At 66.0% G+C, this 12,814-nt stretch carries 16 protein-coding genes; 6 read left to right on the top strand and 10 right to left on the bottom strand.

The genetic code is table 11. The features are described 5' to 3' along the window. Positions 1 to 20: 20 nt before the first annotated feature. Positions 21 to 1,169, bottom strand: coding sequence for an L-lactate dehydrogenase (locus M2343_RS12715; RefSeq protein ID WP_264576946.1), 1,149 nt, complete (start codon positions 1,167 to 1,169; stop codon positions 21 to 23). 349 nt (positions 1,170 to 1,518) lie between these two features. Here M2343_RS12715 and M2343_RS12710 point away from each other — a divergent pair, with 349 nt between their 5' ends. Beyond that, on the top strand, positions 1,519 to 1,818 hold the full coding sequence (locus M2343_RS12710) for a hypothetical protein (protein ID WP_264574073.1): 300 nt from the start codon (positions 1,519 to 1,521) through the stop codon (positions 1,816 to 1,818). A 72-nt stretch (positions 1,819 to 1,890) separates the two neighbouring features. On the opposite strand, the gene M2343_RS12705 is transcribed toward M2343_RS12710, so the two are convergent. From M2343_RS12705 to M2343_RS12675, 7 genes are read right to left on the bottom strand one after another with little or no spacing between them, the layout of a single operon-like run. Further along, positions 1,891 to 2,547, bottom strand: coding sequence for a glutathione S-transferase family protein (locus M2343_RS12705; RefSeq protein ID WP_264576945.1), 657 nt, complete (start codon positions 2,545 to 2,547; stop codon positions 1,891 to 1,893). A 4-nt stretch (positions 2,548 to 2,551) separates the two neighbouring features. Beyond that, entirely contained in the window at positions 2,552 to 3,043 is a 492-nt protein-coding gene (locus M2343_RS12700; protein ID WP_264576944.1) for a VOC family protein, read from the bottom strand. Positions 3,044 to 3,055: 12 nt separating this feature from the next. Further along, positions 3,056 to 3,826 carry a VOC family protein gene (locus tag M2343_RS12695; RefSeq protein ID WP_264576943.1) on the bottom strand — a complete coding sequence of 257 codons (771 nt, stop codon included), beginning with the start codon at positions 3,824 to 3,826 and terminating at the stop codon, positions 3,056 to 3,058. Between the two features lie 23 nt (positions 3,827 to 3,849). Further along, complete coding sequence (locus M2343_RS12690; RefSeq protein ID WP_264576942.1) at positions 3,850 to 4,209, bottom strand: DUF1428 domain-containing protein; 360 nt, start codon at positions 4,207 to 4,209, stop codon at positions 3,850 to 3,852. Continuing rightward, complete coding sequence (locus tag M2343_RS12685; RefSeq protein ID WP_264576941.1) at positions 4,206 to 4,889, bottom strand: glutathione S-transferase family protein; 684 nt, start codon at positions 4,887 to 4,889, stop codon at positions 4,206 to 4,208. The genes M2343_RS12690 and M2343_RS12685 overlap by 4 nt, the downstream gene beginning before the upstream one ends. A gap of 42 nt (positions 4,890 to 4,931) precedes the next feature. Continuing rightward, positions 4,932 to 5,162, bottom strand: a complete 231-nt coding sequence (locus M2343_RS12680) for a DUF4287 domain-containing protein (RefSeq protein ID WP_264576940.1) — start codon at positions 5,160 to 5,162, stop codon at positions 4,932 to 4,934. Between the two features lie 23 nt (positions 5,163 to 5,185). After that, on the bottom strand, positions 5,186 to 5,599 hold the full coding sequence (locus tag M2343_RS12675; protein WP_264576939.1) for a VOC family protein: 414 nt from the start codon (positions 5,597 to 5,599) through the stop codon (positions 5,186 to 5,188). An 86-nt stretch (positions 5,600 to 5,685) separates the two neighbouring features. On the opposite strand from M2343_RS12675, the gene M2343_RS12670 reads away from it, so the two are divergent. Together M2343_RS12670 and M2343_RS12665 are read left to right on the top strand one after the other, a co-directional pair. Next, entirely contained in the window at positions 5,686 to 6,408 is a 723-nt protein-coding gene (locus M2343_RS12670) for a winged helix-turn-helix transcriptional regulator (protein WP_264576938.1), read from the top strand. 40 nt (positions 6,409 to 6,448) lie between these two features. After that, positions 6,449 to 7,960 carry a YifB family Mg chelatase-like AAA ATPase gene (locus M2343_RS12665; RefSeq protein WP_264576937.1) on the top strand — a complete coding sequence of 504 codons (1,512 nt, stop codon included), beginning with the start codon at positions 6,449 to 6,451 and terminating at the stop codon, positions 7,958 to 7,960. Positions 7,961 to 7,982: 22 nt separating this feature from the next. On the opposite strand, the gene M2343_RS12660 is transcribed toward M2343_RS12665, so the two are convergent. Both M2343_RS12660 and M2343_RS12655 read right to left on the bottom strand, forming a co-directional pair. After that, positions 7,983 to 9,272, bottom strand: a complete 1,290-nt coding sequence (locus M2343_RS12660) for a dipeptidase (RefSeq protein ID WP_264576936.1) — start codon at positions 9,270 to 9,272, stop codon at positions 7,983 to 7,985. A gap of 94 nt (positions 9,273 to 9,366) precedes the next feature. Beyond that, the gene (locus tag M2343_RS12655) at positions 9,367 to 10,206 is read right to left on the bottom strand and encodes a diacylglycerol/lipid kinase family protein (protein ID WP_264576935.1); all 840 of its coding nucleotides are present in this window, start codon (positions 10,204 to 10,206) and stop codon (positions 9,367 to 9,369) included. Positions 10,207 to 10,397: 191 nt separating this feature from the next. On the opposite strand from M2343_RS12655, the gene M2343_RS12650 reads away from it, so the two are divergent. The 3 genes from M2343_RS12650 to zapE are packed head-to-tail and all read left to right on the top strand — an operon-like array spanning position 10,398 to position 12,804. Further along, the gene (locus M2343_RS12650) at positions 10,398 to 11,183 is read left to right on the top strand and encodes a succinate dehydrogenase iron-sulfur subunit (RefSeq protein WP_264571563.1); all 786 of its coding nucleotides are present in this window, start codon (positions 10,398 to 10,400) and stop codon (positions 11,181 to 11,183) included. A 41-nt stretch (positions 11,184 to 11,224) separates the two neighbouring features. Next, entirely contained in the window at positions 11,225 to 11,689 is a 465-nt protein-coding gene (locus M2343_RS12645; protein ID WP_181560956.1) for a GFA family protein, read from the top strand. After that, complete coding sequence (gene zapE / locus M2343_RS12640) at positions 11,686 to 12,804, top strand: cell division protein ZapE (RefSeq protein WP_264576934.1); 1,119 nt, start codon at positions 11,686 to 11,688, stop codon at positions 12,802 to 12,804. The genes M2343_RS12645 and zapE overlap by 4 nt, the downstream gene beginning before the upstream one ends. The last annotated feature ends 10 nt before the right edge of the window (positions 12,805 to 12,814 follow it).

The raw sequence follows: 12,814 nt of genomic DNA, 5'->3' as shown, positions 1-12,814 counted from the left end.
GAGGGGCTAAGGTTGTTCGCTTACGCCCGCTTGTCGAGCAAATGCGGCCCGGCGTCCGCTACGCGGGCGCAGCCGGTTAGCGCGAGGCCGGAGCGTAGTTCGAGCGCATATTGTGCGAGCATGCGGGAGACGGCGGCTTCTCCCCCGGCGGCGAGGGCGAAGGCCCAGGGGCGGCCGATCATGACGCCCTTGGCACCCAGCGCCAGCATGCGCAGCACGTCGAGGCCGTTGCGGATGCCGCCATCGATCAGCACGGTGAGGCGATCACCCACCGCTGCCACGATATCCGGCAGAGCCTGCGCGGTGCCGACCGTGGCATCGAGCTGGCGGCCGCCATGGTTGGAGACGACGATGCCATCCGCGCCTATCTCCGCCGCGCGGACCGCGTCGACCGGGTCCATGATGCCCTTGAGCACGAGCGTGCCGGACCAATGTTCGCGGATGAAGGCCAGATCCTTCCAGGTGACGGACGGATCGAAGTTCTGGCCGCTCCAGCGCAGAAAATCGCCCATGCGCACCTTGCCGTTCATGATCGGCACCAGATTGCCGAGCGTATGCGGGCGGCCATGGAGCCCGACATCCCAGGCCCAGCCGGGATGGGCGAGGATCTCACGCCAGCGCCGGGCCTGACCGCGCAGGCCGGGCGGCCCCGAGAGGCCCGAGCGCTGGTCGCGCCAGCGTGGGCCGGGCAGGGGCAGGTCCACGGTCATGAACAGCGTGTTGCAGCCTAGTGCCTTCACCCGGGCCAGCAGGTCGGCGATGAACGCGCGATCCTTCGCCATGTAGAGCTGGAACCAGAAGGGGTGGCCGGTGCCGGCGATTTCCTCGGCCGAGCAGACCGTCACGGTCGAGGCGACCATCGGCACGCCGTTGGCATGGGCGGCCCGGATCGCCTGCGCCTCGCCCCGCCGCGCCAGCAATCCGCCCATGCCGATCGGCGCGAGCATCAGGGGCATGGCGAGCTTTTGCCCGAACAAAGTGGTCGAGAGGTCGGATGCCGAGACGTCGTTCAGCACCTGCTGGCGCAAGGTGACGGCGCGGACGGCGGCGCTGTTGCGCGCCAGGGCCAGCTCATCGATGCTCCCGCCATCGACATAATCGAACAGAAAGCGCGGTAACCGGCGGCGGGCGGCGTCACGAAGATCGGTGAAGCTATGCGGCCAAACCATTCAGCGCCGTGCCTCGCGGGCCTTGGCGGGCGCGTTCGACGCGGCCTTCGTCATCCTCATCATCTGGCTCTCCTCACGGGGTGTGTGCCCCATTCTGTGCGCCGGGGAGCGTAGAGCGGATGACGCGCAAACAAAATAGCGTGCTCTCGATATGGCTGGCGGTGCACGATGGTGAATTTCGCCAACTATCTGAACGAATAACCAACCTGTGGGAGAGGACTTTTGAAGGCGCTGAGCCTCACGATTTCCAAATTACTGAAAAGACGTGTTTTTATGATTTGGCACGCAAAGTGCAATACCTTGTGTGTCAGTCATTCGGGACTGAAAAAATTTAGTAGGGAGAACCAACATGTCGAGCAAATTTCATCTGATCGCCGCCGCTGCCGCTATCGCCATCCTGCCGCTGGCCCAGCCGGCGCTGGCCGCGCCTGCTGCGGAAACCACCTATCAGATCCCGGCCAAGGTGCTGAAGCGCGGTGGCCAGACCTTCTATTGCTTCAAGCAGCAGGCGACGACCGGCACGCGCATGTCCCGCCGGGTTTGCGTGACCGAGAAGGAGCTGAGCTATGCCGGCGCGCGGATCGAAGGCGCGGGTGACTCGGTGCAGATCAGCAAGGGCGGTGAAACCCGCATCGCGAGCCAGCGCTGATCGTTACAGGCTACAGGCCGGGGGGAGCGTGGGAGCGTGACCCCTCGGCAGCCGGCCGATGGTTAGAGGATTTCAATCCCGGTCCGCCGCGCCAAGCGGGAAATAATGGCGATAGGGCCTTGCGCCCTCGATGCAGCGGGCAACCGACGGGCGCGCGTTCAGCCGCCCGCGATAGGCGCGCAATTCCGGATAGCGCTCGCCGATCGGGTGGACCCAATCGGCATAGAACAGAGCCGGCGCGGCGGCGCAATCCGCCATGCTGAACCCTTGCGGCGAGGCCCAGAGATGCCCGGTCAGCCGCGTTTCCAGCCAGCCATAGATGGTCTCGAGCGCATCGCGCGCGCGCTGGGTGCGCACCGGATCGCTCGCGCCGATGAGGTGGGGCAGGGCCTCGGTCACCGCCGCCTGAACCGGCGTCATCACATGATTGTCGAACACGCGGTCCATGAAGCGCACATCCAGCGCATCATGGGCGGTGGCGGGAATCAGCGGGGCGCGCTCATAGTGGCGCAGGTCGAGATATTCGATGATCGTCGTCGCCTCGATCACCGGTGTGTCTTCATCCATCAGCACCGGGAACTTGCCGAGCGGCCACTGGTCGCGCAGCGCGTCCATCACGCCTTCGTCTTCGACATTGCGCAGCGTGTAGGGCAGTTCCTTCTCGTGCAGCGCGATCATCGCCTTCCAGCTGTAGCTGGAGAAGGGATGGGCATAGAGGATGTAACTCACGGGGTCAGTCTCCGGAAAAGGCGGTTTCGAGCGTGGCGATGTCGATCTTGTGCATGGTCATGAGCGCGCTGCTCATGCGGCGGACGGCGTCTGCGTCATCGCTGGCCTGCATCTCCAGCACGCGGCGCGGCACGACCTGCCAGGAGACGCCGAAGCGATCCTTGCACCAGCCGCACATGCTTTCCGCGCCGCCATCCGCGATGAGTGCGGTCCAGACGCGGTCCAGCGCGGCCTGATCCTCGACGGGGATGACGAAGGACACGGCTTCGGTCTGCGGAAACATCGGCCCGCCGTTCAATGCGGAGAAGGGACGGCCGCTCAGCGTGAACAGCACGAGCATGGCCGTGCCGGCGGGGAAATTGGGCGGGAAGGGCGAGTCATCCACATAGCGGACGATCCGGTCGATGCGGGAATCCGGGAAGAGCGAGACGTAGAAGGTCGCGGCCTCCTCGGCTGTCCCGTCCATCCAGATGCAGGGCGTGATCGCGCTGGTCATGCTCGCTCCTCCTTATCGACCGCCCACAAGCGCAAAACGCGCGCCCTGCGGATCGGTGCCCATGACGACCCAGTCACCGCCGGGAACCTCATGGGGGCCTGTGGTGATGGTGCCGCCATGCGCTGCCACCGCCTCCATCGCGGCGCGGATGGATGGCAGGCGGAAATAGAAGCGCCATTCGGCCCGCTGGTCTTTCTGTTCCAGACTGGCGCCGATGGGCAGATCGCCCACAGACAGGAAGCGATAGTCGCCCATCGGCCCCATCGGCATGACGGAGGGGCTGCTCCAGCCGAACAGGCCTGTATAGAAGGCGAGCGCTGCCGGCTGGTCCGGCGAGGATAGTTCGTTCCAGCCGCAATGGCCCACCGCTTGCGGCGAGAAAGCGCGGCTGACGCCCCCCTCGACGCTGCCGCGCATGATATAGAAGGGCGCGCCATGCGGGTCGGCGGCCATGGCGAAGCGGCCGACCCCGGGGATGTCCTGCGGTTGCACGTAGAGTCGACCGCCCATCGAGGGGATCGCCGCAGCCGTGGCATCGACATCATCGACGCCGATATAGCCGATCCAGATCCGGCGCCCGCCGCCTGCGATCATCTCGGCATCCAGCGCCATCATGCCCCCGACCTCGCCATCGGCGGCACGGATCATGCGATAGTCCATGCCCGGCATGTCGCTTCGCTCCGCGATGCTCCAGCCGACCACAGCCCCGTAGAAGGCGCGGGCGGCCTCCAGATCGGAGGTCATCAGCTCGTACCAGATGAATTCGCCATGCCTGTTGGTCATGGGACCGCCTCCTCCCGCCAATGCTATTTCCGCTCGTCCAGAATCACGGTGAAGCCGCCGTAGATCATGCGCGGGCCGACCATCGGATTGTCTTCCGGGGCGTGCGCCATGCGCTCGTCGGCCATCAGCTTCTGCCAGCCGGAATCGCGGGTCGCCTTGTCCGGCCACTCGATCCAGGAGAAGACGATATCCTCGCCCTCTTCCGCCAGTACGGCGGTGCGCAGATCGTTGGTCTTGCCGGGCTGCACATCGTCATTCCAGCCCTCCACCACGCGCAGCGCGCCATATTCGATGAAGAGTGGATCGACCCGGCGGGCGATCTCCAGATAGTCTGCCTTGCGGCCGGGTTTCACCGGCACGAGGATGCCATCGATATAGGTCATGCGGATACTCCTTCTGATTGGACCGCATCATCGGAGATGAAGTCGGCCATTTGCGCCGCCATGGCGGCCTTGAATGCGGGACGCGCCTCGCCGCGCGCGACATAGGCGGTCAGCACGTCCGGTATGGCGAGGCGATCCGGCGAGAGATTGCGCAGCGCCTCGACCATCAGAAGGTCGCCGACTGTGAAGCGCTCTTCCAGCCAGGGTTTGTCGCCCAGTGCGGTGGCCAGCCGGTCGAGGCGGCCTTCCACCTGCTTGACGGCATCCGGGCGGCGCAGCCTCGCCCACTCCTGCCCGGCGCAGAACAGGTCGATATCGGCCAGATGCATGATGCCCGGCTCGATGCTGTTGAGTGCGGCGACGGCCCATGTGATCGCCCGCGCCCGCCCGACGGGATCGCGCGGCATCAGCCGCTCGTCCTTCTCGGCGATGTGGAGGACGATGGCGCCACTCTCGAACAGGGCGACATCCCCCTCCCGATAGTGCGGCACCTGGCCGAAGGGCTGCTCGCGATAATAGTCCGCCGGCCGGTCGATGGCGCTGATCAGGCGGGTGCGATAATTAAGGCCTGCCTCCTCCAGCGCCCAGCGCACCCGCAGATCGCGGACATGGCCGCGCGCGAACGGCGGCACCCATGAAAATGCGGTGACCTCGATCGGCGCATCAGTCTTCTGCGGCATGGTGAACTCCTCTCATCTGAAGCGCGGAGGCGACCGGCGCGCTCAATCGCCTTCCTTGCGAACGCCCTTGAGCAGCGCGTAGACGGCCATCGCGTGGCCCCGGCCAAGATCGAAATCGCGCTTGAGGCTGGCGACCAGCGTCGCGGCCTTCACGTCCGGCTTCAGTTTCTTCTCGTCATCGAGAAAGCCATGAAAGGCGGCATAGGCGCGCAGATCGTCCGGTGACTGGCCGGTCTTTGTCTGGATGGTATCGAGATAGGCCTGAAAGGACATGGCGTGTCTCCGTCGTGTGGCAATCAGGCAGGCTCGGGCATCGCGCTCATGTCCATCCATACCGGCTCCCAGATGTGCCCATCGGGATCGGCGATGCTGCGCGCGTACATGAAGCCATGGTCCTGCATGGGGTTGGGATCTGCGAGACCGCCGCTGCCGGCGCCGCGCTGGACCATATCGTCCACGGCCTCACGGCTTTGCTCGCTCAGGGCAAAGGCCGCCTGCGCGCTGCGGTGGGCGTCGATGATCTCCCGGTCGGTAAAGCTGGCAAAGCGCGCGCGGGTGAGCAGCATGACGCAGATCGTCTCGGAGAAGCGCATCATGGCGGCGCTCTCATCCGTAAATTCCGGCACGTTGACGGCGCCGATCGCCTCGTAGAAGTGCATCGATCTCGACAGATCGGTCACCGGCAGATTGACGAACATCATCCGTTCCATGGGCAGCGCGTTTCCTCTCCCGGGGACGAGCCGACCGACTCGGTTCGCCTTGACGATCCTGACCCACAGACTTAAATGTTGCAACCATGGAGTTAGAAAAAATAACTAACGAGTCGAAACTCCCTCAAAAGCGCCGGTTTGACGATGCTTGCGGCCTTGCGCACGGCCTCGATCTGGTCGGGGAGCGCTGGGCGCTGCTTGTCGTCCGAGAATTGCTGCTTGGGCCGCGTCGCTTTTCCGATCTGCGCGCCGCCTTGCCGGGGCTGAGCGCCAATGTGCTCACCCAGCGCCTGACCGAGCTGGAGGAGCGCCACATTGTCGAGCGCCTGCGCCTGCCGCCGCCCGCCAATGTGCAGGTTTATGGCCTGACGCCATGGGGCAAGGAGGCCGAGCCGATGGTGCTGGCGATGGCGCAATGGGCCTATCGCTCGCCGACGCATGACCGGATGCTGCCGCTCAACGGCACGGCGATGATGCTCTCTTTCAAGGTTAATCTGGATCGGGCAGCGGCGGCGGAGATGGTGCTGCAGGTCGGCTTTCGCATTGACGGCACGCCCTATCGCGCCAGTCTGGATCGCGGCGTTTATCATGTCGAAGCCGGCGAGGTCTCGGCGCCGGACCTCGCCTATGAGGGCAGCGCGCGCGGCCTTGCCAAGCGCTTCTACGGCAAGATGCCCGTCGACCAGCTTGCCGAGACGGGCGAGCTCAGCGTGAGTGGCGATGCGGCGCTGGAGGCGGGCTTCGCGGCGCTGTTCAACCTGCCGCCGCGCTACCAGCCAGACGAAAGCGGCTCGACTTTGCCCCGTTGACCCGACATAGACAGGGAGGGGAACAAAGAGGGGGCAAGTCTTGGTTGCGACGGTGGAAACGGTGGCGTTTCTCGGGCTGGAGGCCCGGCCTGTCGAGGTGCAGTGCCAGCTTGTCTCCGGCTTGCCGAACTTCATCGTCGTCGGGCTGGCGGACAAGGCCGTGGCGGAAAGCCGCGAGCGCGTGCGCAATGCCATCGCCGCCATCGGCCTCTCGCTGCCGCCCAAGCGCATCACGGTCAATCTCTCGCCGGCCGACTTGCCCAAGGAAGGCTCGCATTACGATCTGCCGATTGCGCTCGCCTTGCTGGGGGCGATGGGCGTCGTCGATGCCGAGCAACTGGCCGATCATCTCGTCGTGGGTGAGCTGGGGCTGGATGGGCGCATCGCGCCGGTGCCGGGCGTGCTGCTGGCCGCGCTCCATGCGGCGCAGGCGGACAAGACGCTGATCTGCCCGGCGGCGCAGGGGTCGGAGGCTGCCTGGGCAGGTTCGGAAGGCGTGCTGGCTGCGCCGGATCTGCTCGGTCTCATCAATCATCTCAAGGGCGCGACGGTGCTGCCGCGCCCGGCACCCGGGACGGTCGAACCGCCGGTGCCGGGGCCGGATCTGCGGCAAGTGAAGGGCCAGGAGGTCGCCAAGCGGGCGCTGGAGATCGCGGCGGCTGGCGGGCATAATCTGGTGATGGTCGGGCCGCCCGGAGCCGGCAAATCCCTGATGGCGAGTTGCCTGCCCGGCATATTGCCGCCGCTCACGCCGGCCGAAGCGCTGGAAGTCTCCATGGTCGCATCCGTGGCCGGCACGCTCTCGGGCGGGCGGATCAGCCAGAACCGGCCCTATCGCGCGCCGCATCACAGTGCCTCCATGGCGGCGCTGGTCGGCGGCGGGCTGCGGGTGAAGCCAGGGGAAGTCAGTCTCGCGCATCTGGGCGTGCTGTTTCTGGACGAACTGCCCGAATTTCAGCGCGCGGTACTGGATAGTCTGCGGCAGCCGCTGGAGACGGGCGAGGTCAGCGTCGCGCGCGCCAATGCGCATGTGACCTTCCCGGCGCGGGTTCAGCTGATTGCCGCGATGAACCCCTGCCGCTGCGGGCATCTCGCAGATCCCGCTTTGGCCTGCTCGCGGGCGCCACGCTGTGCGGGGGATTATCAGGCGAAGGTTTCGGGACCGCTGCTGGACCGGATCGATCTGCATGTGGAGGTCGGCGCGGTTTCGGCGGCGGATCTGCTGCTCCCGCCCCCGGTCGAGGGATCGGCGGAGGTCGCCGCCCGGGTCGCGCAGGCCCGGGCCCGCCAGACCGCGCGCGCGGCATCAAGCGGGGGTGCGCGCACCAATGCGGAACTGACCGGCGACGCGCTGGATGCCCATGTCGCGCCGGACGCGCCGGGCCGCGATCTTCTGGCGCAGGCTGCCGCCGCGATGAAGCTCAGCGCGCGGGGCTATACCCGCGTGCTCCGGGTCGCCCGCACCATTGCCGATCTGGCGGGCGCAGAGACGGTGGGGCGAGTGCATGTCGCGGAAGCGCTGAGTTACAGGCGGCGCGCGCCAGTGAATTGAGGGGGTGAATTGAGGGGATGGATTAGCTCTTCGGCGCGGCGTCCATCGCCTCGCGCGTGCCGGTGGCAGGCGGTTCGTCCTTCAGGGAGGCCGCGACCTTCTCGGCCTGTTCCATGACGCGCAGGATGTTCCCGCCGGCCAGCTTGGCGATATTGGCATCGCTCCAGCCGCGTTTCATCAGCTCCAGCAGCAGCGGCGGATAGCTTTCCACGCCGGTCATGCCGTCCGGCAGGGCCGGCAGACCATCATAATCGCCGCCAAGGCCGACATGATCATAGCCGGCGACCCTGGCGATATGATCGATATGGTCGGCGACCATCTGCACCGTCACGTGCGGCTCGGGATTGGCGGCGAGCCAGGCCTCCATGGCGGCCTTCGCCCGGTCCGGCTGGCCGATATAGAGGCCGTTGAGCGGCGGCTGGTTGTAGAGCGCGCGCTGGGCGCCCTGCTGCACCCCCCACACCCGGCGCGGCTCGGAGATATAATTGGGCGCGAAGGCGACCATGACGATGCCGCCGGTTCGCGCGACTTCCTTGAGCACCTTGTCCGAGACGTTGCGAGGATGATCGCACAGCGCCCGTGCGCTGGAATGGGAGAAGATGACCGGCGCGCGGCTGGCGGCGATCGCGTCCAGCATCGTATCCTCGTTCACATGGCTGAGATCGACCAGCATGTTCAGCCGGTTCATCTCCCGCACCACCGCCACGCCGAACGGAGTGAGCCCGCCATGGGCCGGATCGTCGGTGGCGCTGTCCGCCCAGGCGATGGTGCGGCTGTGCGTCAGGGTGAGATAGCCCACGCCCAGCTCGGCATAAGCGCGCAGGACCGAGAAGCTCTCGTCGATCTGGCCGCCGCCTTCCGCGCCGATCAGCGAGGCGATCCGTCCGGCCTTGTGCGCGGCCCGCACCTGCGCGGCGGTGCGCGCGAGCGTGAACTCGGCCGGGTAGCGGCGCACGATGGATTTCACGAGGTCGATCTGTTCCAGCGTCTTCTTGACCTGCTCCAGCGGCGGCAGCGTCGCGGGGACGTAGACGGACCAGAATTGTCCGCCGACCATGCCCTGCCGCAGCCGGGTGATGTCGGTATCGAAATCCTCTGTGTTCAGCCGGGTGAGGTCCACCGACCAGCGCGCATCGCCATCATGGCCGGCGATGGCGCCGGGCCAGTCATTATGCCCGTCGATCAGCGGCGTGGCGGCGAGCACTTTCTTGAGGCGCGGCAGATTGGGATCGGCGGGGTCGGCCGGTTCGGCCAGCGCGGTTGTCGCGGAGAAAGCCAGAGCGGCGGTGAGCAGGCGCGTGAGCATGGACATGGCTGCATTTCAGCATGTCCGCGGGCTGGTGGGAAGGGGCCGGCGGGGCGCTGGAGGGGGAGAAATGTCGTACGGCGGGCGGCGGCGCTATGGCTCAGCGCCAGCCTGCGTCCCCCTGTGCGGCGAAGAAGCGCACGCCCGATTGGGCGCTGCGGAGGTTGAAGGGCGCTTTGGTGGTCGCCTTCTCGCCATCGACGAGCAGGTCCAGCGTCTTGCCGGCGCTTTCTATCTCCAGATGATCGGCGGTGCCGAGTGATTCGGAGGGCCCATTGCGGAAATCGCCCGAGAGCCAGGCCCAGCCGTGCGCGAATAACTCGCCGGCATTGCGGGCGAGCACGCCATAGGCATGCAGGCCCTGCTTGGCCGGCTCGACGAAGATCGCGGGATAATCGCGCGGATCGCCGGCGAGCGAGACGGCCGGGGCCTCGAAGGTGGCGGTGATGGCCTCCGGTACCTTTTCCGCCAGCGCGGCGAGATCATGATTGCGCAGCGCCTCGCGCACATTGCCCCATGCGGCCGTGGGGCCGACGATGATGCCCGTATAGGCGGTGATCCCGTCTGCCTCGATCACCGGCACGGCCATCACGGTCCCCTTGTCCGCCAGATAGGCCTTGGCGATGGCGAGCGGATCGAGATTGCCGTGGAGCCGGTGAGCCAGCAGGTTCATCGTGCCCCCGGGCAGCGCGAGCAAGGTGCCATCCCAGCCGGCGAGCGCCTGCGCGGTAGAGGCCAGCGAGCCATCCCCGCCGAGAATGATGACGAGGCCGATGCCGCGCTCACGGGCCTGCGCGGCGTCTGGCAGCGGGCCGTCGTCGATGGGCCGGGAGGTGCCGATGGGGCGGCCGGCCTGCGCGAACGCGGCCTGGATCGCGGACACCAGCGCAGGATCGCATGTGCCGCTGCGCTCATTATAGATGAAGAGGGAGTCGCTCATTGTGACCGTCATGCTCGCCGGGAACGTCTGGCGGGGTGTTTGGATGCAGGATGGCGGCGGTGACAAGCAATTTCGCGTGGCCTCCGCTCGGTGCTTGAGCCGCGCGGACACACGCGCTAGGACGCCGCATTGCTTTTATTGCGGCGCGGCATCAAGCGCCCGATCAGCCAGCAGGCGGCAGGAAACAGACGATGGCCGAATTCTCCCTCCCCGCAAACAGCGTCGTTCGCAAGAACGGGACCGTGCACAAGGCGCAGGACGGCGCCACGAACGTCAAGAAGTTCAAGGTCTATCGCTACGATCCGGATAGCGGCGAGAACCCCCGCTACGACACGTTCGAGATCGATCTCGATAAATGCGGGCCGATGGTGCTCGACGCGCTCATCAAGATGAAGGGCGAGCAGGATTCGTCGCTGACTTTCCGCCGCTCCTGCCGCGAGGGCATTTGCGGCTCCTGCTCGATGAACATCAACGGCAAGAACGGCCTCGCCTGCACGACCGCGATCGAGGACTGCAAGGGCGAGGTCCGCATCACGCCGCTGCCGCATATGGACGTCATCAAGGATCTGGTGCCGGACTTCACGCATTTCTATGCGCAATACAGCTCGATCAAGCCCTGGCTGCAGACCGTCACCCCGCCGCCGAGCGGCAAGGAGCGGCTGCAGAGCCCCGAGGATCGCGAGAAGCTGGACGGGCTCTACGAATGCATCCTGTGCGCCTGCTGCTCCTCCAGCTGCCCGAGCTACTGGTGGAATTCCGATCGCTTCCTTGGCCCGGCGATCCTGCTCCAGGCCTATCGCTGGCTGGCCGACTCGCGCGACGAGATGACCGGTGAGCGCCTCGATGATCTGGAAGATCCCTTCCGCCTCTATCGTTGCCACACCATCATGAACTGCGCCAATGTGTGCCCCAAGGGCCTTTCGCCCGCCAAGGCCATTGCCGAGACGCGAAAGATGATGGTCGAACGCGCGATTTGACGTCACAGTCGACCGAGACAACGACAATTCGGAGATCGGCGATGGTGAAGGAAGGCGAAGTTCTGGATGGCGGCTGCTTGTGCGGAGAGCTCCGCTACAAGCTGACCGGGCCGACGCTGTGGGTGTCCCAATGCTGCTGCAAGGATTGCCAGAAGGCGACCGGCACCGGCCACACCACGATCATCGGCATCCATAACAGCCAGCTCGCCATCGAGGGCACGCCCAAGACCTATACCAACCATGGCGATACCGGCGGGGATGTGACGCGGCATTTCTGCGGCACATGCGGCGGACGGATTTTCACATCCGGCACGCTGCCGGGCGAGTTCATCATGGTGCAGGCCGGGTCTCTCGATGAACCCGACCGCGTCTCGCCGCAAAGCGTCATCTACATGAAGGATGCCGTGGCCTGGGACTATTTCGACCCGGCGCTGCCCAAATATGAGATCATGCAGCCGCGCGTGCAGCACAGCGCCCCGGCGGAGGCCTCCCCGCGCGACGCATGAGTGGCCTGCTCTCCTGTTATGACGACCTTATCGCCGCTGGAGAGCTGAAACCCGATCCGGATCAGCGCGCTGCCGCGATCCGGCTCGACCGGCTGCAGCAGGAGCTGGAAGCCGCGCCGAAGAAAGGCTCCGTACTCTGGCGGATGCTCCGCAAGGCGCCCGAGCCGATCCGCGGCGTGTACCTGTGGGGTGGCGTCGGGCGCGGCAAATCCATGCTGATGGACCTGATGCGCGATTGCCTGGATGGCCCCGCCAAGCGCCGCATCCACTTCCACGAGTTCATGCTCGATGTGCATGCGCGGCTGCGAGCCGTGCGCGAGAGCGAGAGCGGCGACCCGATTGCGCCCGTCGCCGCGCAACTCGCGGCCGAGGCCAGGGTGCTGCTGTTCGATGAAATGGTGGTCAACAACATGGCGGATGCCGCCATCATGTCCCGCCTGTTCACCGCGCTGTTCGATGCCGGGGTGACGCTGGTCGCCACCTCCAACCGCGCGCCGGACGATCTCTACAAGGATGGGCTCAACCGCGAGCTGTTCCTGCCCTTTATCGATCTGCTCAAGGCGCGGCTCGACGTGGTGCCGCTGAACGGGCCGACCGATTATCGGCTGGATCGGCTCGGCGGCATGGACATCTGGCATGTCCCCAACGGTGATGAGACCACCGCCAAGCTGCGCGAGATTTTCTTTCGGCTGACGGATTATCCGCCCGAAGACAGCGCCAATGTGCCGAGCGAGGAACTGAGCGTGGGCGGCGGGCGCAGCCTGCATGTGCCCAAGAGCCTCAAGGGCGTGGCGGTGTTTTCCTTCAAGCGCCTGTGCGGAGAAGCGCGGGGCGCGGCGGATTATCTCGCCATTGCGCGGCGCTTCCACAGCGTCATCATCGTCGGCATTCCGGTGCTCGGGCCGGAAAACCGCAACGAGGCCGCGCGTTTTGTCACGCTGATCGATGCCCTGTACGAGCATAAGGTCAAGCTGATCGGCGGTGCGGACGCCCTGCCTCAGCATCTCTATCCGCAGGGTGATGGCAAGTTCGAGTTCGAGCGGACGGTCTCCCGCCTGATGGAAATGCAGTCGCTGGAGTATCTCGCGCTCGGCCATGGCGCGCACGCCAGTTGACGTAAAATTA

The sequence above is a fragment of the Sphingobium sp. B8D3B genome (genome assembly GCF_025961875.1).
Taxonomy (GTDB): Bacteria; Pseudomonadota; Alphaproteobacteria; order Sphingomonadales; family Sphingomonadaceae; genus Sphingobium.
The sequence above is the reverse complement of the archived record's forward strand: the minus strand, read 5'-3'. Positions and strand labels throughout refer to the sequence as shown.

Coding starts and splice junctions, on each gene's coding strand:
- M2343_RS12715 (WP_264576946.1), bottom strand. CDS start 1,169: ATGGTTTGGCCGCATAGCTTCACCGATCTTCGTGACGCCGCCCGCCGC.
- M2343_RS12710 (WP_264574073.1), top strand. CDS start 1,519: ATGTCGAGCAAATTTCATCTGATCGCCGCCGCTGCCGCTATCGCCATC.
- M2343_RS12700 (WP_264576944.1), bottom strand. CDS start 3,043: ATGACCAGCGCGATCACGCCCTGCATCTGGATGGACGGGACAGCCGAG.
- M2343_RS12695 (WP_264576943.1), bottom strand. CDS start 3,826: ATGACCAACAGGCATGGCGAATTCATCTGGTACGAGCTGATGACCTCC.
- M2343_RS12690 (WP_264576942.1), bottom strand. CDS start 4,209: ATGACCTATATCGATGGCATCCTCGTGCCGGTGAAACCCGGCCGCAAG.
- M2343_RS12685 (WP_264576941.1), bottom strand. CDS start 4,889: ATGCCGCAGAAGACTGATGCGCCGATCGAGGTCACCGCATTTTCATGG.
- M2343_RS12680 (WP_264576940.1), bottom strand. CDS start 5,162: ATGTCCTTTCAGGCCTATCTCGATACCATCCAGACAAAGACCGGCCAG.
- M2343_RS12675 (WP_264576939.1), bottom strand. CDS start 5,599: ATGGAACGGATGATGTTCGTCAATCTGCCGGTGACCGATCTGTCGAGA.
- M2343_RS12670 (WP_264576938.1), top strand. CDS start 5,686: ATGGAGTTAGAAAAAATAACTAACGAGTCGAAACTCCCTCAAAAGCGC.
- M2343_RS12660 (WP_264576936.1), bottom strand. CDS start 9,272: ATGTCCATGCTCACGCGCCTGCTCACCGCCGCTCTGGCTTTCTCCGCG.
- M2343_RS12655 (WP_264576935.1), bottom strand. CDS start 10,206: ATGAGCGACTCCCTCTTCATCTATAATGAGCGCAGCGGCACATGCGAT.
- M2343_RS12650 (WP_264571563.1), top strand. CDS start 10,398: ATGGCCGAATTCTCCCTCCCCGCAAACAGCGTCGTTCGCAAGAACGGG.
- M2343_RS12645 (WP_181560956.1), top strand. CDS start 11,225: ATGGTGAAGGAAGGCGAAGTTCTGGATGGCGGCTGCTTGTGCGGAGAG.
- zapE (WP_264576934.1), top strand. CDS start 11,686: ATGAGTGGCCTGCTCTCCTGTTATGACGACCTTATCGCCGCTGGAGAG.